18 protein-coding genes are annotated in these 19586 nt (G+C 58.5%); 6 read left to right on the forward strand and 12 right to left on the reverse strand.

The window, feature by feature from the left end:
• The first annotated feature begins 121 nt into the window (after positions 1 to 121).
• Positions 122 to 886 (forward strand): RadC family protein, encoded by a 765-nt coding sequence (gene radC, locus BUB53_RS12090; RefSeq protein ID WP_073035028.1) that lies wholly within the window; start codon positions 122 to 124, stop codon positions 884 to 886.
• On the opposite strand, the gene BUB53_RS12095 is transcribed toward radC, so the two are convergent.
• From BUB53_RS12095 to secA, 3 genes are all read right to left on the reverse strand, one after another.
• Positions 883 to 2442: a substrate-binding domain-containing protein gene (locus tag BUB53_RS12095; protein WP_073035029.1), complete on the reverse strand. Its 1560-nt coding sequence runs from the start codon at positions 2440 to 2442 to the stop codon at positions 883 to 885. The two genes, radC and BUB53_RS12095, sit on opposite strands and share 4 nt — an antisense overlap.
• Before the next feature lie 24 nt (positions 2443 to 2466).
• On the reverse strand, positions 2467 to 3465 hold the full coding sequence (locus BUB53_RS12100) for a hypothetical protein (protein ID WP_229709542.1): 999 nt from the start codon (positions 3463 to 3465) through the stop codon (positions 2467 to 2469).
• Between the two features lie 179 nt (positions 3466 to 3644).
• Positions 3645 to 6359 (reverse strand): preprotein translocase subunit SecA, encoded by a 2715-nt coding sequence (gene secA, locus BUB53_RS12105; RefSeq protein ID WP_073035031.1) that lies wholly within the window; start codon positions 6357 to 6359, stop codon positions 3645 to 3647.
• 189 nt (positions 6360 to 6548) lie between these two features.
• On the opposite strand from secA, the gene BUB53_RS12110 reads away from it, so the two are divergent.
• The 3 genes from BUB53_RS12110 to mutT are packed head-to-tail and all read left to right on the forward strand — an operon-like array spanning position 6549 to position 9033.
• Positions 6549 to 7406 carry a peptidylprolyl isomerase gene (locus tag BUB53_RS12110; protein ID WP_073035032.1) on the forward strand — a complete coding sequence of 286 codons (858 nt, stop codon included), beginning with the start codon at positions 6549 to 6551 and terminating at the stop codon, positions 7404 to 7406.
• A gap of 2 nt (positions 7407 to 7408) precedes the next feature.
• Positions 7409 to 8638 carry a bifunctional glutamate N-acetyltransferase/amino-acid acetyltransferase ArgJ gene (argJ, locus tag BUB53_RS12115; RefSeq protein ID WP_073035033.1) on the forward strand — a complete coding sequence of 410 codons (1230 nt, stop codon included), beginning with the start codon at positions 7409 to 7411 and terminating at the stop codon, positions 8636 to 8638.
• Entirely contained in the window at positions 8635 to 9033 is a 399-nt protein-coding gene (gene mutT, locus BUB53_RS12120; RefSeq protein ID WP_073035034.1) for an 8-oxo-dGTP diphosphatase MutT, read from the forward strand. Before argJ ends, mutT begins: the two co-directional genes overlap by 4 nt.
• Before the next feature lie 54 nt (positions 9034 to 9087).
• Here mutT and infB read toward each other — a convergent pair whose 3' ends face one another.
• From infB to pip, 5 genes are all read right to left on the reverse strand, one after another.
• Complete coding sequence (gene infB, locus BUB53_RS12125) at positions 9088 to 11562, reverse strand: translation initiation factor IF-2 (RefSeq protein ID WP_073035035.1); 2475 nt, start codon at positions 11560 to 11562, stop codon at positions 9088 to 9090.
• A gap of 5 nt (positions 11563 to 11567) precedes the next feature.
• A complete protein-coding gene (locus tag BUB53_RS12130) occupies positions 11568 to 12191 on the reverse strand; it encodes an RNA-binding protein (protein WP_073035036.1) in 624 nt (207 codons plus the stop codon).
• Positions 12192 to 12215: 24 nt separating this feature from the next.
• A complete protein-coding gene (gene nusA / locus BUB53_RS12135) occupies positions 12216 to 13832 on the reverse strand; it encodes a transcription termination factor NusA (RefSeq protein ID WP_073035037.1) in 1617 nt (538 codons plus the stop codon).
• A gap of 2 nt (positions 13833 to 13834) precedes the next feature.
• Positions 13835 to 14407: a ribosome maturation factor RimP gene (gene rimP / locus BUB53_RS12140; protein ID WP_073035038.1), complete on the reverse strand. Its 573-nt coding sequence runs from the start codon at positions 14405 to 14407 to the stop codon at positions 13835 to 13837.
• A gap of 255 nt (positions 14408 to 14662) precedes the next feature.
• Positions 14663 to 15637, reverse strand: coding sequence for a prolyl aminopeptidase (gene pip, locus BUB53_RS12145; protein ID WP_073035039.1), 975 nt, complete (start codon positions 15635 to 15637; stop codon positions 14663 to 14665).
• Between the two features lie 50 nt (positions 15638 to 15687).
• On the opposite strand from pip, the gene ubiG reads away from it, so the two are divergent.
• On the forward strand, positions 15688 to 16434 hold the full coding sequence (gene ubiG, locus BUB53_RS12150) for a bifunctional 2-polyprenyl-6-hydroxyphenol methylase/3-demethylubiquinol 3-O-methyltransferase UbiG (protein WP_073035040.1): 747 nt from the start codon (positions 15688 to 15690) through the stop codon (positions 16432 to 16434).
• 3 nt (positions 16435 to 16437) lie between these two features.
• On the opposite strand, the gene BUB53_RS12155 is transcribed toward ubiG, so the two are convergent.
• Genes BUB53_RS12155 through BUB53_RS12170 form a run of 4 tightly spaced genes read right to left on the reverse strand, consistent with a single transcriptional unit; the run spans position 16438 to position 18762 of the window.
• Positions 16438 to 16881 carry a MarR family winged helix-turn-helix transcriptional regulator gene (locus BUB53_RS12155; protein ID WP_073035041.1) on the reverse strand — a complete coding sequence of 148 codons (444 nt, stop codon included), beginning with the start codon at positions 16879 to 16881 and terminating at the stop codon, positions 16438 to 16440.
• The gene (locus BUB53_RS12160) at positions 16878 to 17711 is read right to left on the reverse strand and encodes a carbon-nitrogen hydrolase family protein (protein ID WP_073035042.1); all 834 of its coding nucleotides are present in this window, start codon (positions 17709 to 17711) and stop codon (positions 16878 to 16880) included. The genes BUB53_RS12155 and BUB53_RS12160 overlap by 4 nt, the downstream gene beginning before the upstream one ends.
• A gap of 5 nt (positions 17712 to 17716) precedes the next feature.
• A complete protein-coding gene (gene grxC, locus BUB53_RS12165; protein WP_073035126.1) occupies positions 17717 to 17974 on the reverse strand; it encodes a glutaredoxin 3 in 258 nt (85 codons plus the stop codon).
• Positions 17975 to 18009: 35 nt separating this feature from the next.
• Positions 18010 to 18762 (reverse strand): ComF family protein, encoded by a 753-nt coding sequence (locus tag BUB53_RS12170; protein ID WP_073035043.1) that lies wholly within the window; start codon positions 18760 to 18762, stop codon positions 18010 to 18012.
• Between BUB53_RS12170 and BUB53_RS12175 the strand changes: the two genes are divergently transcribed.
• A complete protein-coding gene (locus tag BUB53_RS12175) occupies positions 18756 to 19571 on the forward strand; it encodes a methyltransferase domain-containing protein (protein ID WP_073035044.1) in 816 nt (271 codons plus the stop codon). The genes BUB53_RS12170 and BUB53_RS12175 overlap by 7 nt on opposite strands.
• The last annotated feature ends 15 nt before the right edge of the window (positions 19572 to 19586 follow it).

A 19586-nucleotide genomic window follows, 5' to 3' on the forward strand; every position in this document is an offset into this window, starting at 1 on the left:
TGCGGCATTTGGTTAACGCCCACCGTACCGATGCAATACCGACACGATACCGACGTTATACCGATGCCGGTTTCAGGGTCTTGTTAACCTTTCCCTAACCGCTCACCGGCAAGCTGCGGGCATGAGCAAACCCCGCGCATTTTCCGAGATGCCCCTGCCTCTGTTTCAGGCAGACGAGGCCACAACGCAGCCCCTCCCCCAAGGCGCGCGCCTGCCCTCCTATATCCGGGATCACCGTAAACGCCTGCGGGATCGCTTCCTGTCCGGCGGCCCGGAGGCCCTGCCGGATTACGAGATGCTGGAACTGATCCTGTTCCGCGCCATTCCCCGTCGCGATGTCAAACCTCTGGCCCGGCAACTTCTTGAAAAATTTGGAGATTTCAACGGCGTTCTGTCCGCATCGGCACAACATCTGGCCGAAGTTTCCGGTGTTGGCGCCGCGGTCATCTGTGAATTCAGGATCATCGAGGCCGCCGCCCACCGCCTGTCCCGCGCCCGCGTGATGCAGCAGCATGTGATCTCATCCTGGGATGCACTTCTGGACTACTGCCACACCACCATGGCGCATCAGCAGGTCGAACAGTTTCGCGTGTTTTACCTGAATCGGAAAAATATCCTGATTGCCGATGAAAAACAGGCCAGCGGCACCATTGATCATGTCCCCGTCTACCCGCGCGAAGTGGTCAAACGCGCCCTCCACCTGAACGCCAGCGCCTTGATTTTAGTGCATAATCATCCATCCGGAGATCCCACACCGTCTGAATCCGATATCGCGATGACCCACCAGATTCGCGCTGCCGCCGAGGCACTTGGAATCGCCCTGCATGATCACATCATCATCGGAAAGTCCTGCGAACTCAGCTTTCGCTCCGAAGGGTATCTTTAACGCACCCAGACCTCGACGCGCCGATTCACCTGCCGCCCCCATTCGCTGTCATCACACGCCATCGGCATCGCTTCGCCAAAGGCCTCAACCTCCAACGTGATGCGGTCCAGATTGGCCGTTTCCGCCGCCATCGACACTGCCTGACGCACGGCTTCGGCACGACGCTTGGCGATGATCTTGTTCGGTCCGGCCGGTCCATCCCCATCGCTGAACCCCACGAACACCAACCGCCGCGCATCGTACAGCCCCACCTCCAACGCCCGCGCCAGTTGCTGCACGTTCGAACGCGATTGAGCATCCAACCGCGCCGATCCGGCCTCGAAACGGAAGGTCGTTGTCAGGCGTCGCAACGGCGACAGCACCGAAACCATTCGCTGTAGTTCCGCCAACGGCACCTCATCCCCGGCGCGCGCGATCGCATTGGCAAACCTGTCACCCTGCGCGTTGATCGTGATCTCTTCTGGCGCACGGTCGACAAATCCCGCACGCCGGATCACCAACTGCGCCGAAGGATCACGCAAATAGACCAGAAATTCACGCGCCAGCTTGGGGAAACGGCGCGCAGGCATGTACAAGAAGAGTGGCGCAGTCAGCGGGTAATCCTCGGTCTTCACGGCCCGGCGCGACGCACTGAGCGCAAAGCCGCACTGTCCTTTTAACGCCAGTGCCCATGTATTTCCCGGCTCTGACCGGCTGGTCACACCCAAACCAAACGGATCATCGGCGACCGCAGCAGTCAGGGCCGGTCCGTCCTCATAATGCTTAGCCGTCTCCGTCAAAGTCGCGTGCACAGGCCTTAGCAACCTGTCGATTGTCGCCTGCCCCAATCCCGAGGAGCCATCGAGCACATGAACCGTGATCGGTGCATCCGGCCCCCCCAGATCGGACCAGTTCTCGATTTCGCCGGATAGAACCTGCGCAAGCTGCGGCGTCGTGATCGCCTGAACCGGATTGCTTGGCGCCACCACCGGCACCAGGCCATCAAGCGCTACGATCCTGCTGCGCCCGCGGGCCGACAAATCGCCCATCCCGGCGTCACGCGCGCGCGATAGCTCGTCTTGCCGGGCTTCCCGCATGGACATCACGATATCCGCCTCGTTGGCCAAAAGGTCGGCAAAACCCTCGTCCGTATTGGACAAGCGAAAGGTAAATTCACCCAGCAACGAACCGTTCTCCGGATCACTGAGCGTGTAAAGAAACCGCTCGTCGTCCAGCGCCTTCCGGGTAAGATCATACTGATGACGAATGGCAAAGGCCTCTAACAGCGCAGGCATCAACACCCGGCCGATTGTCGGCGCTCCGGAGAATCTGACGCGCGCGACATAATTCTCGAGACTGGGACATCCCGGCCCTTCACATCGCACACCCGAACCATCAACCGTCAATTCGCCATAAACGGTCTGAACACGATAGAATTCCCCGTCAAAACCCAACAGGTTGCCGGAAATCTCGACATCGCCATCGCGCGATGTCAGCGTCACGTCCTGCGCTGCAACCGTATAGGCCTGAGTAAACAAAAAAAGTGCGGCGACCGACGCCGCACGCACGAATGTCATTCCATGACCCCCGGATACTGCGGATTACTTCCGCGCGATCTTCAGGTCATTGAGCATGTTTTTCAACACCAGAAAATCACCGGTCGCATCGCAGGCTGGCATGGCCAATTCAAGGTCCCGCGCTCTAAGGGTTCCGCCGTTACGAACCTCAAGCGACTGCGCGGTGATGTCGCGGCCACAATTGGCCGATGTGATTTCGGCCTCGACGCTCAGGTGAATATCTCCCGGCTTTTGCGCTGCTCCGGACGGGAAAGTGTAAACCTCGGCCAGCCGCGCATTTGGAACATCCTTTGCTCCAAGACGCGTCAGAACCCCTCTGTTCCCTCTGGCCATCTGCTCAAAATCACCCGCTGCATCGGCCCACACATGGCCGGGATCGTCATATCCGGCCCCATACTCCAACGCATGAAGCTGCAATCCACTATCGCCCTGCCATTGGATGACGGCACGCTCATAGAATTCCAGCGCATCCAGACTGACGCTGGCCATTGCCGCCTCGCCATTGGGAAACGACGCCATGAAAACCGCATTTGGCGAAAGCCCCGGTACGATCATACGGCTATTGCCCTTGCTGTCGGTGACCTCGGTGAACATCATTCCGCTGTGGTGCAGGGTAAATCTTTCGTTTACCAGGCAAGGCGCATTTACGGTAACTTCCGCCATGGCTGCGACAAGGGCCTTGGCGTTCATAGTGATGTCGCATGAGAATGCCGGGGCCGGTTCCTCAGGCGGCAGATCCAATATCGTTTGGTCGGTCAATGCCGCCTTTGCAATCTGCGCACCATTGACCGGGTTTGCCGGCAACCGCTTGGGTTGCGGCCCCATCTTCGGAGGGGTCGGAATGCTGGCCGACGTCAATGTGATACCGGTCAATTTCCCCCTGAACTCTTGTTCAGGGATTGGCCCGGAGCCCCCTGACACTTGCGTGAAATTGTCTTTCACCGCCTGAACCGGCGCGGCAGCAATCATCCCACCCATGCTCACTTCGGTTGCAACCGGTTCGGAGGAAGCCGCGTTTTGCATGATGAACCCGACACCGAGCGCACAGGCAAAGGTGCCGCCAGCAGTCAGGATGCGCCTTGGATTGATCATGGCCGATTCTCCCACTCCAATCTCGGGGTGGCTTAACCATGATCAACGAAACAGGCGTCCGTGTGGCATCCCCAAGGAGGAAGTACGGCCAACGCCGAGCGCCACGTAACTCAGGCCAGACGCCCGTGGCAGTGCTTGAACTTCTGACCGGAACCGCACGGACATGGCTGGTTTCGGCCAGGATTGCCCCAGGTCGACGGATCGTTTTCGTCGAATCCTTCCACCGCCCCGGCAGCGGTTGCAGCCCCGGCAGCCGCCGCACCGGCGTGTTTCGCTTTGGCCGCGTCTTCCATCGCAGAACGTTGGTCGGCGATTTCCTGCATCATTGCCTTTTGTTCTTCCTCGGTCATCGGCCGAATCTGCGCCAGCTTCTGCGTCACATCCTGACGCAAGCTGTCCAGCATCGTCTCGAACAACTGGAAGGCTTCGTTCTTGTATTCATTCAGCGGATCACGTTGCGCATATCCACGGAAACCGACGACACTTCGCAGGTGTTCCAGCGTCAACAGATGCTCTCGCCACTTGGCGTCAATGGTTTGCAGCAAGATCTGCTTTTCGATGGCGCGCATGTTTTCAGGGCCGAAGGCGTCGGTTTTTTGCTCCATCATCTCGTCGGCAGCCTTGTCCAGACGGTCGGCGATCTCATCGTCGTCGACGCCTTCTTCCTCGGCCCAGGCCATGACAGGAAGGTCCAGATTCAACTGCTCGATCACCGCGGCATACAGCCCTTCGGTATCCCATTGATCGGCATAGGTCTTGGGCGGCATGTAGGTGTCGATCAGATCGTCGATCACCTCACCGCGCATATCCCGCACGATCTCGGAAAGGTCATCGGCCTTCATGATGTCGAGACGCTGCTTGAAGATAACCTTGCGCTGCTCGTTCATCACATCGTCGAACTTCAGCAACTGCTTGCGGATGTCAAAGTTACGGCCTTCGACCTTGGCCTGCGCCCGCTCAAGCGATTTGTTCACCCAAGGATGAATGATCGCCTCGCCTTCTTTCATGCCAAGCGTCGACAGCACTTTTTCCAACCGTTCCGAGCCGAAAATACGCATCAGGTCGTCTTCGAGGCTCAGGAAAAATGCTGAACGGCCCGGATCGCCCTGGCGCCCCGACCGGCCACGCAACTGATTGTCGATCCGACGGCTTTCGTGGCGCTCGGTCGCCAGAACGAACAGACCACCGGCCTGTTTCACGGCCTCTTCGTCAGCCGCATGTTCCGCTTCGATCTTTTCGCGCACGTCTTCCGGATCGGCTTCAGGGTTGGCCTCCAATGCCTCCATGATCTTGAAATCGACATTGCCACCCAGCTTGATGTCGGTTCCGCGCCCGGCCATGTTGGTCGCGATGGTCACGGCGCCCAGCTTACCGGCATCGGCCACGATCTGGGCTTCCTGCTCGTGCTGACGGGCGTTCAGGACATTGTGCTTGATCCCCGCCTGGGTCAGCAACTGGCTGAGAAGTTCGGATTTTTCAATCGAAGTGGTACCCACAAGGATCGGTTGGCCCTTTTCATGGGCTTCGTTGATCGTTTCGACGATGGCGTCGAATTTTTCCTTCGTGGTGCGGTAAACCGCGTCATCTTCATCCAGACGTGCAATCGGCTTGTTGGTAGGAACTTCAACAACGCCAAGGCCATAGATTTCGGCGAATTCCTCGGCTTCGGTCGCGGCTGTCCCGGTCATACCGGACAGCTTGTCATAGAGCCGGAAATAGTTTTGGAAGGTCACGCTGGCCAGGGTCACGTTCTCGGGCTGAATGTTGCAGCCTTCCTTGGCCTCGATTGCCTGATGCAGGCCGTCCGACAAACGACGACCCGGCATCATCCGCCCGGTGAATTCGTCAATCAGGACAACTTCACCATCGCGGACGATGTAATCCTTGTCCTTCTGAAACAGCTTGTGCGCGCGCAAACCCTGATTGACGTGGTGCACGATGGTGGTGCTTTCAGGATCGTAAAGCGACTGCCCCTCTTCCAGCAGACCCCGCGAATGCAGCAGGTCTTCGAGAAACTCGTTCCCGTCGTCGGTAAAGGTCACGTTGCGGGTTTTCTCATCGAGCGAATAATGATCGTCGGTCAATTCCGGGATCAGCTTGTCGATACCAACATAGAGATCGCTGCGATCCTGCGCCGGGCCCGAGATAATCAACGGCGTACGTGCCTCGTCGATCAGGATACTGTCCACCTCGTCGACAATGGCAAAGTAATGCTCGCGCTGGCTCATCTCCTCCAGCGAAGATTTCATGTTGTCGCGCAGGTAATCGAAACCCAGCTCGTTGTTGGTGGCATAGGTCACGTCAGAGCCATATGCCGCCTTCTTTTCATCCTCGGGCTGCTGCGGATACACCACGCCGGTGGTCATGCCGAGAGCGCCGTAAACCTTGCTCATCCACTCGGCGTCACGGCGGGCCAGGTAATCGTTCACTGTCACGATATGAACGCCCTTGCCGGTCAACGCGTTCAGATAGGCCGGGAAGGTCGCGACCAGCGTCTTGCCTTCACCCGTCTTCATTTCCGAAATGTTGCCCTGATGCAGGAAAATCCCGCCCATCAACTGCACGTCAAAGGCGCGCAATCCAAGCGCGCGGCGCGCACCCTCACGACAGTTGGCAAACGCCTCGGGCAGGAGCGAGTCCAGACTTTCGCCCTCTTCGATCCGCTTTTTGAATTCCTGGGTCTTTTCGATCAGCCCTTCATCGCTCAGCGCTTCGAATTCGGGCTCAAGTGCGTTGATCTTTTCGACCAGCGGGCGGGTCGCCTTGATCTTGCGGTCATTGGGAGTGCCGAAGATCTTCTTGGCGACAGTTCCGATACCCAGCATATTCTATCCGTTCCGGTGTTTGTGCTTATCCGTGACAGGCAATTGCTTGCCCCGCCTCCCGCACCACCCTAGAACGGGCACAAGATGGCGGTTTTATTGGTCCAAAGCCGATGTAAGGGGCCGCCGATAGAGTGTCAACGTCGCGCAGCCGCACGACCCCCTGATGCAGCAATGCAAGAAAGGTAAACCATGTCTATTCGCCAACGGTTTCTTCCAACAATCGCCCTGACTTCGATGCTTGTCCTGCCGCTCTCGGCACAGGCGGAGGATACGGCCGACACCAACACCGTGATGGCCACCGTAAACGGTACCGAAATCACGCTTGGCCACATGATTGCTCTGCGCGCCAGCCTCCCGGCCCAGTACGGCCAGCTGCCTGCCGAACTGCTGTTCAACGGAATTCTGGATCAGCTGGTTCAGCAAACTCTGTTGATGCAGGATCATACCGGTGAGCTTTCGCAGCGCAACACCCTGATCCTTGAAAACGAACGTCGCGGCATCGTCGCCAGCGAGGTGATCGACCGGGTCATGAACGCCGACCTCAGCGATGAGGAAATTCAGGCCACCTATGACAGGGATTATGCAGGTGCCGAGGCGGAAACCGAATACAAGGCGGCCCATATTCTTGTCGAAACCGAGGACGAAGCCAAGGCTATCGTGCAGGAACTGGCCGATGGCGCGGATTTCGCCGAACTCGCTTCAGCAAAATCCACGGGCCCCTCTGGCCCCAATGGCGGGGATCTGGGTTGGTTCGGCGCCGGTGTCATGGTGGAGCCGTTCTTTCAGGCCGTGACTGCGCTTGAGCCTGGCCAGGTTTCCGACCCGGTACAGACGCAATTTGGCTGGCATGTCATCAAACTGAACGAAACCCGTGTCAAAGATACCCCCAAGCTGGACGACGTGCGCACGGAAATCGAAGAAACGCTGCGTCAGGCAGCCTTCGATGCGCATATTGAAACCCTGACCGGCAAGGCAGATATCGACCGCACCGACAGCTCGGGAATCGATCCCGAAATCGTCAATAACCTTGATCTTCTGGAGAACTGATCATGGGCGCTCCTCTTCCACGTTCCCCGCTTGCACCTGCGTCATTTCCCGACCTGCCCGCCATTCGCGGGGTCCGGTTTGCCACAACGCAGGCCGGCGTTCGCTATGAGGGGCGCGATGACGTGATGCTGGCCGTTCTGTCGCCGGGCGCAACCGTCGCCGGCGCCTTCACCCGGTCGGCCACCCGATCGGCGGCGGTTCTGGATTGCCAGGAAAAGAACGGCCAGATCAGCGACCAGGGCGCAGCGATCCTTGTAAATTCCGGAAATGCCAACGCCTTTACCGGTCGCCACGGCCGGGAGTCCGTCAAGGCGGTAACCGAAGCAGCGGCACAGGCTCTGAACCTGCCGGAATCCCGGATTTTCACCTCATCCACCGGGGTCATCGGCGAACCGCTGCCGCATGACAAGATCACCGCGAAACTGGACGAGTTGACCGTCAATCTATCCCCCGACGGAATCAAAGACGCCGCAAACGCCATTATGACGACCGACACCTTCCCAAAAGGGTCCGGCACCATCGTGCATATTGATGGACAGCCCGTGCGCATCGCGGGCATTGCCAAAGGGTCGGGCATGATTGCACCGGACATGGCAACGATGCTGGTCTACATCTTCACCGATGCGGTGGTGGATCAGCCCGTCCTGCAATCCATGGTCTCGGCTTTGAACGAAAAGACCTTCAACTGCATTACCGTTGATAGCGATACCTCAACCTCCGACACCCTGATTGTCGGGGCCACAGGGGCATCGGGCATCCGCGTGACCGAAAATTCTGTCGGGTTCATGGAGGGGCTGCGACAGGTCATGCTGGATCTGGCGCATCAGGTCGTGCGTGACGGCGAAGGCGCGACGAAGTTCGTGGAGATTTCGGTGACCGGGGCTTCCAGCGATACGGATGCTCGCACTCATGCCATGGCCATCGCAAATTCGCCGCTGGTCAAAACAGCTATTGCCGGAGAAGACGCCAACTGGGGCCGGGTTGTGATGGCGATCGGCAAATCCGGCGCGCCGGCAGACCGGGATACGCTTTCAATCTGGTTTGGCGATATTCGGGTCGCACATGAAGGCTGGGTTGACCCCGAATACAGTGAAACTGCCGCATCTGCTTATATGAAACAGCAAGAGCTGGCGATTCACGTCGATCTGGGGTTGGGCGGCGGAACCGCCGTTGTCTGGACCTGTGATCTGACCCATGGCTACATCGACATCAACGCCGATTACCGCTCATGAAAACCGTTCTTGTTTCGGCGGTCGCACTGATCGACGCAGATGGTCGCATTCTGCTGACCCAACGACCCGAAGGAAAATCCATGGCTGGCCTGTGGGAATTTCCGGGCGGCAAAGTCGAATCGGGGGAAACCCCCGAACACGCATTGATTCGCGAACTGGAAGAAGAACTGGGCATCAACACATGGGCCAGTTGCCTTGCACCGCTGACCTTTGCCAGCCACAGCTATGATGATTTTCATCTGCTCATGCCGCTGTTTGCCTGCCGCAAATGGGAAGGCACTCCACAAGGCCGTGAAGGTCAGGCATTGAAATGGGTCCGCTCCAACGCCCTGCGTGATTACCCCATGCCGCCCGCCGACATTCCGCTGATCCCGATCCTGCGTGATTGGCTGTGATAAACAAAAAAGGGGCTGCCGTAGCAGCCCCTCTTGTTTCATGCCGATCAGCGATCAGTCCAGCTTGCGCTCGACTTCTTCACGCTCGAAAATCTCGATCACATCGTTGGGACGAATGTCCTCGTAATTTTCAAAGGCCATACCGCATTCCTGACCCGATTGGACCTCGGCCACTTCGTCCTTGAAGCGCTTGAGCGTCTTCAACGTGCCTTCGTGGATCACGACATCGTCGCGCAGCAGGCGCACACCAGCCGAACGGCGCGCAACGCCTTCGGTAACCAGACAGCCCGCCACTTTGCCGACGCCGGAAACCTTGAAGACTTCCTTGATCTGCGCATAGCCGATGAACTTTTCGCGTACTTCCGCACCCAAAAGACCCTCGGCCGCCGCTTTCACGTCGTCGACCAGATCGTAGATCACGCTGTAATAGCGAATCTCGACGCCCTTCTGGTTGGCACTGTTGCGGGCTGGCGCGTTCGCCCGGACGTTAAAGCCCAGAACAGGCGCGCCCGATGCTTCGGCAAGGCCGATATCGGATTCGGTGATGGCGCCAACGCCCGAGTGCAATACGCGCACCCGCACCTCTTCGTTGCCGATTTTTTCCATCGCCTGAATGATCGCTTCCGCGCTGCCCTGCACATCGGCCTTGATCAGAACCGGCAATTCCTTGACGTTTTCGTCTTCCTTGGCTTTGGCCAGCAACTGCTCCAGCGATGTACCGGCACCGGCTGCCGCGCGTTTTTCCTTGGCCGCCTGCTCACGATACTCGGCAATCTCGCGCGCCTGCGCCTCGGTTTCGACCACATTCAGAACGTCGCCCGCTTCGGGCGTACCGTTCAGGCCCAGAACCTCAACAGGAACCGATGGCCCGGCCTTTTTCACCCGGTCGCCCCGGTCGTTGATCAGCGCACGAACCTTACCCCACTGCTCACCGACGACAAAAATATCGCCCTGCGTCAGGGTCCCTTTCTGCACCAGAACCGTGGCGACAGGACCGCGGCCAACATCAAGCTGCGCTTCGATCACCGCACCTTCAGCGGCCCGATTCGGGTTCGCCGTCAGTTCGAGAATTTCCGACTGAAGCGCAATCGCCTCCAGAAGCTCATCAAGCCCCTGACCGGTTTGCGCGGATACTTCGACATCCTGCACATCACCCGACATCGCCTCGACGATCACCTCGTGCTGCAACAGGTCGGTACGCACCTTGTCGGGGTTCGCCTCGGGCTTGTCGCACTTGTTGATCGCCACGATGATCGGAACCTCGGCCGCCTTGGCGTGGTTGATGGCTTCGACGGTCTGCGGCATCACCGCGTCATCCGCAGCCACCACCAGAACGACGATATCCGTCACCTGCGCACCACGAGCGCGCATGCTGGTGAATGCGGCGTGACCCGGCGTATCGAGGAAGGTCAGAACCTGACCGCCATCGGTCGTTACCTGATAGGCACCGATATGCTGTGTGATCCCGCCCGCTTCGCCGGACACCACTTTGGCGTTGCGGATCGCATCCAGAAGCGAGGTCTTGCCGTGGTCCACATGGCCCATCACGGTGATAACCGGCGGGCGTGCTTCCATATCTTCGGGTTTGTCTTCGACCTGATCGATCACGTCCTCGACATCGGAAGCGCTGACACGCACAACGCGGTGGCCGAATTCCTCGATGATCAGTTCGGCGGTATCGGCATCGATCGTCTGGTTCTGCGTAACCATCATACCGTTGTTCATCAACGCCTTGATAACGTCGCCCACACGCTCGGCCATACGATTGGCAAGCTCGGAAACCACAATGGCCTCCGGAAGCTGCACGTCACGCACAACCTTTTCACGCTCCTGATGACCACCCATGGCCTTCTGACGGGCGCGTTCCTGCTTGCGCTTCATGGCGGCCAAAGATTTCTGACGGCCACCTTCACCACCCGAAAGCGCCTGATTCAGCGTCAGCTTGCCCGCACGACGACCACCGTCGTCGCGGCCTTTGCCACGACCACGGGTCGTCTGGTCGCGTTCCTTCTCGACCTTGCGGACGGGTTGCTGCTTGGCGGGGGCACGCGGCTCTTCGGGCGGCGGCGGCGGTGCTGCAGCGGCTTGCTCTGCCTCAAGGCGCTTGCGTTCTTCTTCCTCGGCCTTGGCGCGGGCGCGCTCTTCGGCCTCGCGCTGTTCGCGTTCCTTGGCCTCGGCCTCTTCCCGGCGGCGTTGCCGTTCTTCCTCGCGCTCTTTCTCCTCAGCCTCGCGGCGTGCAGCCTCTTCGGCTTCACGCGCCTGCGCGGCCTGAAGCGCTTTCATCCGGCGCTCCATTTCCGAGTCCGAAATACCGGCCGGACGTTTCGAAGAACCGCCTGCGGACCCCTGCGCCTTGCCCCCGCCTGCCGCGCCCGGAGCTCCTGCACCCGGCTTTGGCTTGACGACGCGCTTGCGCTTGGTTTCCACCACGACGTTCTTGGTCCGGCCATGGCTGAAGCTCTGCTTCACGTTCCCCGAACGGGGACCGCCACGAACACCCAAAGTCTTTTTTCCGTCGTTGTCGCTCATATGGTTCAACTTCCTTTCCGGCAGGTCTGCCCGCCGTTCGAAACGCGCAGGCCCTTCAACCTTGCCGCTTCATCTACAACACGTTGGGACAAACCGCCAGCACCCAGTGCCGCATGCACTGTGGTTTGTCGCCCAAAGGCGCGCCCCAGCTCTGCGGCGGTCAGCCAGCCGATGAATGTCCCGCCCTGGGGCGTGCTTAACTTCGATTTTCCACGCTCCGATCCGTCACTGGCCTGAATCAGAACGGTGGCTTCTTCCCTGGACAGCCAATCCTTAACCTTTTCATAGCCCGTAACCGCGCCGCCGCCTTTTCGGGCAAGGCTGATCAGGTTCACGATCCGCGCCACCAACTGATCCTCGACCAAAGACACGAAGTCATCGGGAACGACCACAGCCTGACGCGCTGCACGGGCAAACAGCCCCTTTTTCACCGCCTTTTCAAGCGCCGCCCTATCGGACGACACCCAAATGCCACGGCCCGGCAACTTGCCTGCGATATCCGGCGCAATCTGCCCGTCGGGCGCAACGACGAAACGGATCAATCCATGACGCGGATGCACCTCACCCGTGGCAATGCACTTGCGTTCGGGACCGTCCTGGCGATCCTTGGGTTGCCCACCGCGACCCATCAGCAGCTTCCGAGGCCTGACGGATCAGGCCTCGGCCTCCTGTTCTTCGCCCTCGGCTTCGTCGGCAGCTTCGGGCTCAAGTTCCGCAGGGTCCACCCATCCTAGCATGACTCGCGCGGTCATAACCATGTTCTGGGCTTCGTCCAGCGACACGTCGAACGGTTCCAGAATCCCGTCATCCTTGACGCGCTCACCATCCACCGTGGTCCAGCCACCGGCCAATTCCCAATCGGCACAGGTGGCGAAATCTTCCAGGGTCTTCACCCCATCCTCGGCCAGCGCAACGATCATTTGGGGGGTCAGACCTTCGAATTCAATAAGGCTGTCCTCAGCCCCCAACGCGCGGGCTTTCTCCATTGCCTCCCGCGCCTGTGCTTCCAGAACGTCACGGGCACGCGCCTGCAATTCGTTGGCCGTGTCCTCGTCCACCCCGTCGATCACCAGCAATTCGTCCAGCTCGACATAGGCAACCTCTTCGAGATTGGTGAACCCTTCGGAAACCAGAAGCTGTGCAAAGAATTCGTCCAGATCCAGGTTGTCCATGAACAGTTTCGTGCGCTCCTCGAACTCTTTCTGGCGGCGTTCGGAATCCTCGGCCTCCGTCATGATGTCGATATCCAGATTGGTCAGCTGGCTGGCCAAGCGCACGTTCTGACCGCGACGACCGATAGCCAGAGAAAGCTGATCCTCGGGCACGACCACTTCGATCCGCTCAGCCTCTTCGTCCAGAACCACCTTGGAAACCTCGGCAGGCTGCAACGCATTCACAAGGAAGGTCGGCTGATCCTCGTTCCACGGAATAATGTCGATCTTTTCGCCCTGAAGCTCGTTCACGACCGCCTGAACACGGCTCCCGCGCATACCCACACAGGCGCCGACCGGATCAATCGACCCGTCATAGGAAATCACGGCGATCTTGGCCCGGCTGCCCGGATCGCGGGCGACGGCCTTGATCTCGATAATGCCGTCATAGATTTCCGGCACTTCCATCTTGAACAGCTCGGCCATGAACTCTGGCGCGGTGCGGCTCAGGAAAATCTGCGGGCCACGGGCCTCGCGGCGCACATCCTTGATATAGGCGCGCACACGATCGCCATTGCGATAGCTTTCGCGCCCGATCTTGTCGTTGCGGCGCAGGATCGCTTCACCCCGGCCGACATCGACGATGACGTTGCCGTATTCCTCGCGCTTGACCACACCGTTGATGATGGTGCCGGCACGATCCTTGAATTCTTCGTACTGGCGGTCACGTTCGGCTTCGCGAACCTTTTGCAGAATCACCTGCTTGGCCGACTGCGCGGCGATCCGGCCCATATCGACCGGCGGAATTTCCTCGATGAACTGGTCGCCCACTTTGGGATCGTCCAGATACTGCTTGGCCTGTTCGACGGTCATCTCGGCCTGGTAGTTTTCCAGTTCTTCATCCTCGACCACGGTGCGCACACGGGTAAAGGTCGCCTTGCCGGTTTTGCGGTCGATACTGACCCGAATATCCATCTCGGCGCCGTAACGGCTCTTGGCCGCCCGCGCGAGGCTTTCTTCCATCGCCTCGACCACCAGACCGGGGTCGATCATCTTTTCGCGGGCCACGGCCTCGGCGGTTTGCAACAGCTCAAGCTGGTTGGCAGAGGTAATTGCCATTTTCAGTCCTCCTCAGACCCTTCGGTCTCGATCTCGTCAAAAGCATCTTCATTAAGCGAGCCTGAGGCCTTGCGGGCCTTCAGCATTTCCTTGATCAACTCGTCGGTCAGCACCAGCTTGGCATCGGCCAGCCAATCGAATTTCAAACCCACGGTGCCTTCCTCGATATTGATCAGCACCTCGTCATCCTCGACCCCGGCCAGAACACCCTTGAAGCGTTTGCGCCCGTCGATCAGTTCGGACGTTTCCAGCTTGGCCTCGTAACCCTCGAATTCCTCGAAATCCTTGAGCCGCGTCAGCGGGCGGTCGATGCCGGGGCTGGACACCTCCAGCGTATAGGCGTCCAAGATCGGATCTTCGACATCCAGAACCGCGCTGACAGCATTCGATATCTCGGCGCAATCGTCCACTTCGATCCCACCGTCCGGCTTCTCGGCCATGATCTGCAATGTCGACGTCTTGCCGCTCATCAAGCGCACACGCACAAGTTCATACCCCATGTCCTCAATGACGGGGGTGATGATCTCGGCCAATCGGCGGTCAATCGCAGCTTTCGCAATCAGATCGTTGCTCATCGGTCTTTCACGCACAAAAAAACGGGCGCGCGGCCCGTTATAATTTCCCGGTGGAGCCATCCGGTGAAACCCGACGACGCCGCTGTTGAGGGGGATATACGCCTCTTATCCCGAGTCTGCAAGGGTAAGCGGAAAATTCATACGTTCGCCCGATTAATAATTCTGGCCAACCCACAAACCATGCATCGTCACCGACGCTTTACCGACAAAATACCGACGTGATACTGATACCGGCCTCGATGCAATCGGGCACCATTAACGGGCCTGCGCCAACAGGTTCATCACCTTGACCAACTCCGCGCTGATTCCCGGCTCGGACAGGGCGTGCCCAGCCACAGGAATCATGCGCAAATCTGCCTTTGGCCACGCTTTGGCCAGTTTGTAGGCCGACACCGGCGGGCAGATCATGTCATAGCGCCCCTGCACGATAACGCCGGGAATATGAGATATTTTATCAATATGATCAATGATTTGCCCGTCATACTCCAGAAACCCGCCATTGATGAAATAGTGGTTTTCCAGACGTGCAAAAGCCCGTGCATATTCCGCGGGGCTGTCCGCCCCGCTACCGCTGGAGTTCACCGTCGCCAACGCATTTTCCCACGCCGACCACGCCCGCGCGTGATGGATTTCCTCAACGCGATCCCCGGAAAACAACCGGCGGTGATAGGCCCCGATCATATCGTGCCGCTCGTCTTCGGGTATAAGATCTTGAAATCGCTTCCATGTTTCCGGCCAGAACATACCGGCTCCGCCACCATAGAACCAATCCAACTCGGCCTTGGTCATGGTAAACACACCACGCAAAATCAGATGGCGCACCCGTGCCGGATGAGTCTGCGCATAAATCAGCGCCAATGTCGCGCCCCAGCTACCCCCGAAAACGATCCAGTCATCTATCGTTAACTCCTGACGAATACGCTCGATATCCGCCACGAGATGCCAGGTGGTGTTGGCCTCGATGCTGGCATGTGGGCGTGATCGCCCGCAACCGCGTTGATCGAACAGGATGATCCGATAAATCTTCGGGTCGAAATATCGCCGCATGGCGGGGCTGCTGCCCCCGCCCGGACCGCCATGAAAGACAACCACGGGCAAGCCCTCGGGATTGCCCGATTGCTCGACATAAATTTCGTGCCCATCCCCGACATTCATCATTTTTCGATCAAATGGCTCGACCGGACGATAGAGGTACTGGACTGCGCTCTTTTGGCCTGAGAATTTATCCATGACCGTCCTATATAAGAGGGTTGAACCCAAAAGAGCACATGGAGAGCAGAATGCAAGCCGCTCAGACCACGATCGATCCAGCCGAGGTCGCCAAGTTCGAGGCAATGGCCGCCGAATGGTGGGACCCGAACGGCAAGTTCAAGCCCCTGCATATGCTTAACCCATGCCGATTGGACTATATCACGTCGCAGATCGCTGCGGAGTTTGATCGTGATCTAAACGCAGGCGCCCCGTTTTCAGGACTACGCATTCTGGATATCGGATGTGGCGGCGGCCTGCTGTCGGAACCCATGGCACGCCTCGGCGCAACCGTGGTCGGCGCCGACGCTGCCAAACGCAACATCCCCGTCGCGCAGGTTCACGCCGAACAGTCTGGCCTGACCATTGATTATCGAAATACAACAGCCGAAGCCATTGCGGCGGCGGGCGAACAGTTCGATATCGTGCTGAACATGGAGGTGGTCGAACATGTTGCCGATCCGTTGGCGTACCTGACGGCCTGTCAAACGCTGCTGAAACCGAGCGGACTTCATATTTGTTCAACCATCAACCGTAATGCCAAAAGCTTTGCCATGGCCATCGTCGGGGCCGAATACGTTATGCGCTGGCTTCCCAAGGGTACGCATGAGTGGAACAAGTTCATCACCCCGGACGAGCTGTTCGACCTGCTTGAAAAGGCCGGGCTGTCTCCGGTGGACCGCAAGGGATTTGTCTTCAACCCTGTCAGTTGGCAATGGTCACTATCGCCAAAAGACCTGAGCGTGAATTATGTGACCGCCAGCGTGAAACCGAAATAAGCGTCATTCGCTTTCCAGCTTTGCCCGCAATTCACGCAATACGGGCAGGGTGGCGCGCACGTTTTCATCGCCAAGTTCGCCCACAAGCTCGGAAATCATGGGTGCAATCGCGGCAATCGCCGCATCCCGCGCCTGACGTCCGGCCGGGCTGATCGCCACCATCTTGCGCCGGGCATCGTCCCAATCCGGGCGAATATGCACATACCCGGCCCACTCCAGCTTGCTCAGCGTATTGGTCATCGCGCCGCGCGTAACATGAAAGCTTTTCGCCAGTTGCGCGGGGCTTCGCTCCCCTCCGGATCGGGCCAGATGATTGAGTACGGAAAAATGGCTGATTTCCATTCCCTTGGGCAACACGCGGCTCAGCCGGTTCCGAATCAACTGATCATTGGTCAGAATTTCACTGAAAAGTGCGACGGCCAGTGAATTGCTGCTGTTCTCGTTCATTCCGGGTTGCCATATTCGGGCGCCGCATGAAGCGACGGGATGCGATGACGCGCTTTTGCCACCTCGGACATGTTCAAATCAACGTATATGATACCCGATTCGGCTCCGGCATCCGCCAAAACATCACCCCACGGGCCGACAGCCATTGAATGCCCATAGGTTTCACGTGGCTTACCACGGCTTGCACGATGCAGCCCGGTTTGCGCCGGGGCCAGCACGTAACTGCCCGTTTCAATTGCCCGCGCGCGCAACAATACCTCCCAATGCGCCTGACCTGTGACTTTGGAAAATGCCGAGGGTACTGTCAGGATTTCGGCCCCCGCCTGCGCCAACTGTCGAAACAGGTACGGAAAGCGAACGTCGTAGCAGACCGTCATTCCTACCGAACCGAATTCAGGTCGCGCCAGAACGCTGCGAACTCCGGGGCGATATCCGGCTGATTCGCGATAGGTTTCAACCTCGGACACCTGCACATCGAACATATGGATTTTATCATACCACGCAGCTATTTCGCCATCCGGATTGATCAGAAAGGACCGGTTCGCGAACCGGCCGTCCGGATCATCGGTTTTCAGTGCGAGAGAGCCAATCAGAAGCCATATATTCAATTGATCGGCCTGCTCACGCAATGCGGCAAGGGTCGGATCGTTGGCTTGAGTCTGCAAAACCTCGATTTGATGCGTGCGGCTGCCTGAAACACAGTTCGTAACCTCGGGCGTCAGGACAAATCCCGCACCCCGCCCTGCGGCCTCCCGTATATATGCCTGCGTCACAGGCAGATTGGCCTCCGGATCGTCACTACTATTTAGCTGTATCAGTGCCGCTTTCATCGCATTTAACCAGCCAACAAGGCGTCCAGTTTCCCGGCGCGCTCCAGGGCATACAGCTCATCGCATCCCCCGACATGGGTATCGCCGACAAAAATCTGTGGAACGGTTCGTTTGCCGTTCGCGCGCTGAATCATTTCCGGTTTGCGCGATGGATCGGCAAAAACATCCACTTCGGAGAAATTGACTCCCTTTTGTTTCAACAGGCGTTTAGCCGCATGACAAAACCCGCAAAGGGGCGAGGAATAGATTTCGACAGGTTGCATCTGCATTATTTCCGTAAGTTGGGATCGACCGCAACTTAGGCATCCTTGGCGGCGCGCGCCAGTGTCACGACGCGCACATCAGTTGCCCCGCCCCTGAAACAAGCCTGCGCCGCCGCCGAAAGCGTCGCTCCCGATGTCATCACATCATCCACCAGAAGAACCGAGCGGTCCATCATGTACTGACGACGCCGCCGGTGCGGTTCGATCATACCTTGCAGGGTCTCGAATCGCGCATCACGACCTAACCCATCCAACGGTCGGGTACGCTTGGGGCGCACAAGAAGATCAGGGCACCATGATAAGTCCAGTTTCCGGGCCACGGCCCGAGCCAAAAGAGCAGACTGATTGAACCGCCGCCGGATCATGCGCGTCCAGTGTAGTGGAACAGGCGCCACAATCATCTGATCATCGACCAATGGTCGGGCGGCATTGGCCATCCATAACGCAGCGGGTCGCACAATGTCATGCCGGTCCCCGTGTTTCAGCGCCAGAACCAAATTCCGCCCGTTGTCGCGATATATCAGTGCTGCACACCCCTTGCTCCACGGTCGCGCAATCGTCAGACAATCATCACAGAATTCGGGTGTTCCGGCATCGTCACCCGGCAACGGCACACCACAAGCATCACAACTCAGGCCGGAGATAAAAGGCGTGTCGCGCCAGCAGGGACCGCAAAGGCCGAACTCACTTTCCACCTGCGTTCCACACAATGTACAACGTGGAGGATAAACAAGCCGCAAGGCCGTTTGAAAAGCAGAGTACACGCCACTATCCTTCACCCATGACATCGCAACTCACAGACCGCGCGGCGCTGATCCGCAATCGCCAACGCGCCCTGCATGATCCGGCTCTGTTTCTGCACGAAATGGCGGCAGACGACATTCAGGATCGGCTATCTCTGGTTAACAAGACGTTTACGGATAAAGCCGTAATCACCGGGTTTCCCGATTTCTGGCGCAGCCGCTTCCCTGATGCGACCTGCAGTAAAGACACCGAACAATTGCAACTTGCCGAACACAGTCAGGATCTTGTGATCCATGCCATGTGCTTACATTGGGCCAGCGACCCCGTCGGACAACTGGTTCAATCGCGCCGGGCGCTACGGCCTGATGGCCTGTTTCTCGGTATCTTCTTTGGTGGCGAAACACTGCACGAGCTTCGCCGTAGCTTGGCCCAGGCCGAAGCCGACATCACCGGCGGTCTCTCACAGCGGGTCGTGCCCATGGGTGAAATACGTGATCTCGGCGCCCTGCTGCAACGGGCAGGCTTTGCCTTACCTGTCGCGGACAGCCTGCCTTTGACAGTCACCTATGCCTCGGCACTGGATCTGATGCGCGACTTGCGCGCAATGGGGGAAAGCAACGCTCTTGACGGAAGACAACGAAAGATATCCCGACGCGACGTGCTGATGCGGGCATGCACAATATATGCCGAAAATTTCGCCGATGACGAAGGCCGTATTCCTGCAACGTTCGAATTGATGGTTCTGACGGGGTGGTCGCCCGACGAAAGCCAACCCAAGCCACTGCGCCCCGGATCGGCTGCGGCGCGACTTGCCGACGCACTTGGCACAAAAGAAACAGCGCTCAAAGATTGACGCGGGTATGTAACC

Source organism: Roseovarius pacificus (assembly GCF_900142665.1).
GTDB lineage: Bacteria > Pseudomonadota > Alphaproteobacteria > Rhodobacterales > Rhodobacteraceae > Roseovarius > Roseovarius pacificus.

Excerpts from the sequence above, each read along its gene's own strand:
- BUB53_RS12095 (WP_073035029.1), bottom strand. The coding sequence starts at position 2,442 with ATGACATTCGTGCGTGCGGCGTCGGTCGCCGCACTTTTTTTGTTTACT.
- grxC (WP_073035126.1), bottom strand. The coding sequence starts at position 17,974 with ATGCAACCTGTCGAAATCTATTCCTCGCCCCTTTGCGGGTTTTGTCAT.
- BUB53_RS12100 (WP_229709542.1), bottom strand. The coding sequence starts at position 3,465 with ATGCAAAACGCGGCTTCCTCCGAACCGGTTGCAACCGAAGTGAGCATG.
- rimP (WP_073035038.1), bottom strand. The coding sequence starts at position 14,407 with ATGAGCAACGATCTGATTGCGAAAGCTGCGATTGACCGCCGATTGGCC.
- nusA (WP_073035037.1), bottom strand. The coding sequence starts at position 13,832 with ATGGCAATTACCTCTGCCAACCAGCTTGAGCTGTTGCAAACCGCCGAG.
- pip (WP_073035039.1), bottom strand. The coding sequence starts at position 15,637 with ATGGATAAATTCTCAGGCCAAAAGAGCGCAGTCCAGTACCTCTATCGT.
- secA (WP_073035031.1), bottom strand. The coding sequence starts at position 6,359 with ATGCTGGGTATCGGAACTGTCGCCAAGAAGATCTTCGGCACTCCCAAT.
- BUB53_RS12170 (WP_073035043.1), bottom strand. The coding sequence starts at position 18,762 with ATGTCATGGGTGAAGGATAGTGGCGTGTACTCTGCTTTTCAAACGGCC.
- BUB53_RS12130 (WP_073035036.1), bottom strand. The coding sequence starts at position 12,191 with ATGGGTCGCGGTGGGCAACCCAAGGATCGCCAGGACGGTCCCGAACGC.
- radC (WP_073035028.1), top strand. The coding sequence starts at position 122 with ATGAGCAAACCCCGCGCATTTTCCGAGATGCCCCTGCCTCTGTTTCAG.
- BUB53_RS12160 (WP_073035042.1), bottom strand. The coding sequence starts at position 17,711 with ATGAAAGCGGCACTGATACAGCTAAATAGTAGTGACGATCCGGAGGCC.
- infB (WP_073035035.1), bottom strand. The coding sequence starts at position 11,562 with ATGAGCGACAACGACGGAAAAAAGACTTTGGGTGTTCGTGGCGGTCCC.
- BUB53_RS12155 (WP_073035041.1), bottom strand. The coding sequence starts at position 16,881 with ATGAACGAGAACAGCAGCAATTCACTGGCCGTCGCACTTTTCAGTGAA.
- argJ (WP_073035033.1), top strand. The coding sequence starts at position 7,409 with ATGGGCGCTCCTCTTCCACGTTCCCCGCTTGCACCTGCGTCATTTCCC.
- ubiG (WP_073035040.1), top strand. The coding sequence starts at position 15,688 with ATGCAAGCCGCTCAGACCACGATCGATCCAGCCGAGGTCGCCAAGTTC.
- mutT (WP_073035034.1), top strand. The coding sequence starts at position 8,635 with ATGAAAACCGTTCTTGTTTCGGCGGTCGCACTGATCGACGCAGATGGT.
- BUB53_RS12175 (WP_073035044.1), top strand. The coding sequence starts at position 18,756 with ATGACATCGCAACTCACAGACCGCGCGGCGCTGATCCGCAATCGCCAA.
- BUB53_RS12110 (WP_073035032.1), top strand. The coding sequence starts at position 6,549 with ATGTCTATTCGCCAACGGTTTCTTCCAACAATCGCCCTGACTTCGATG.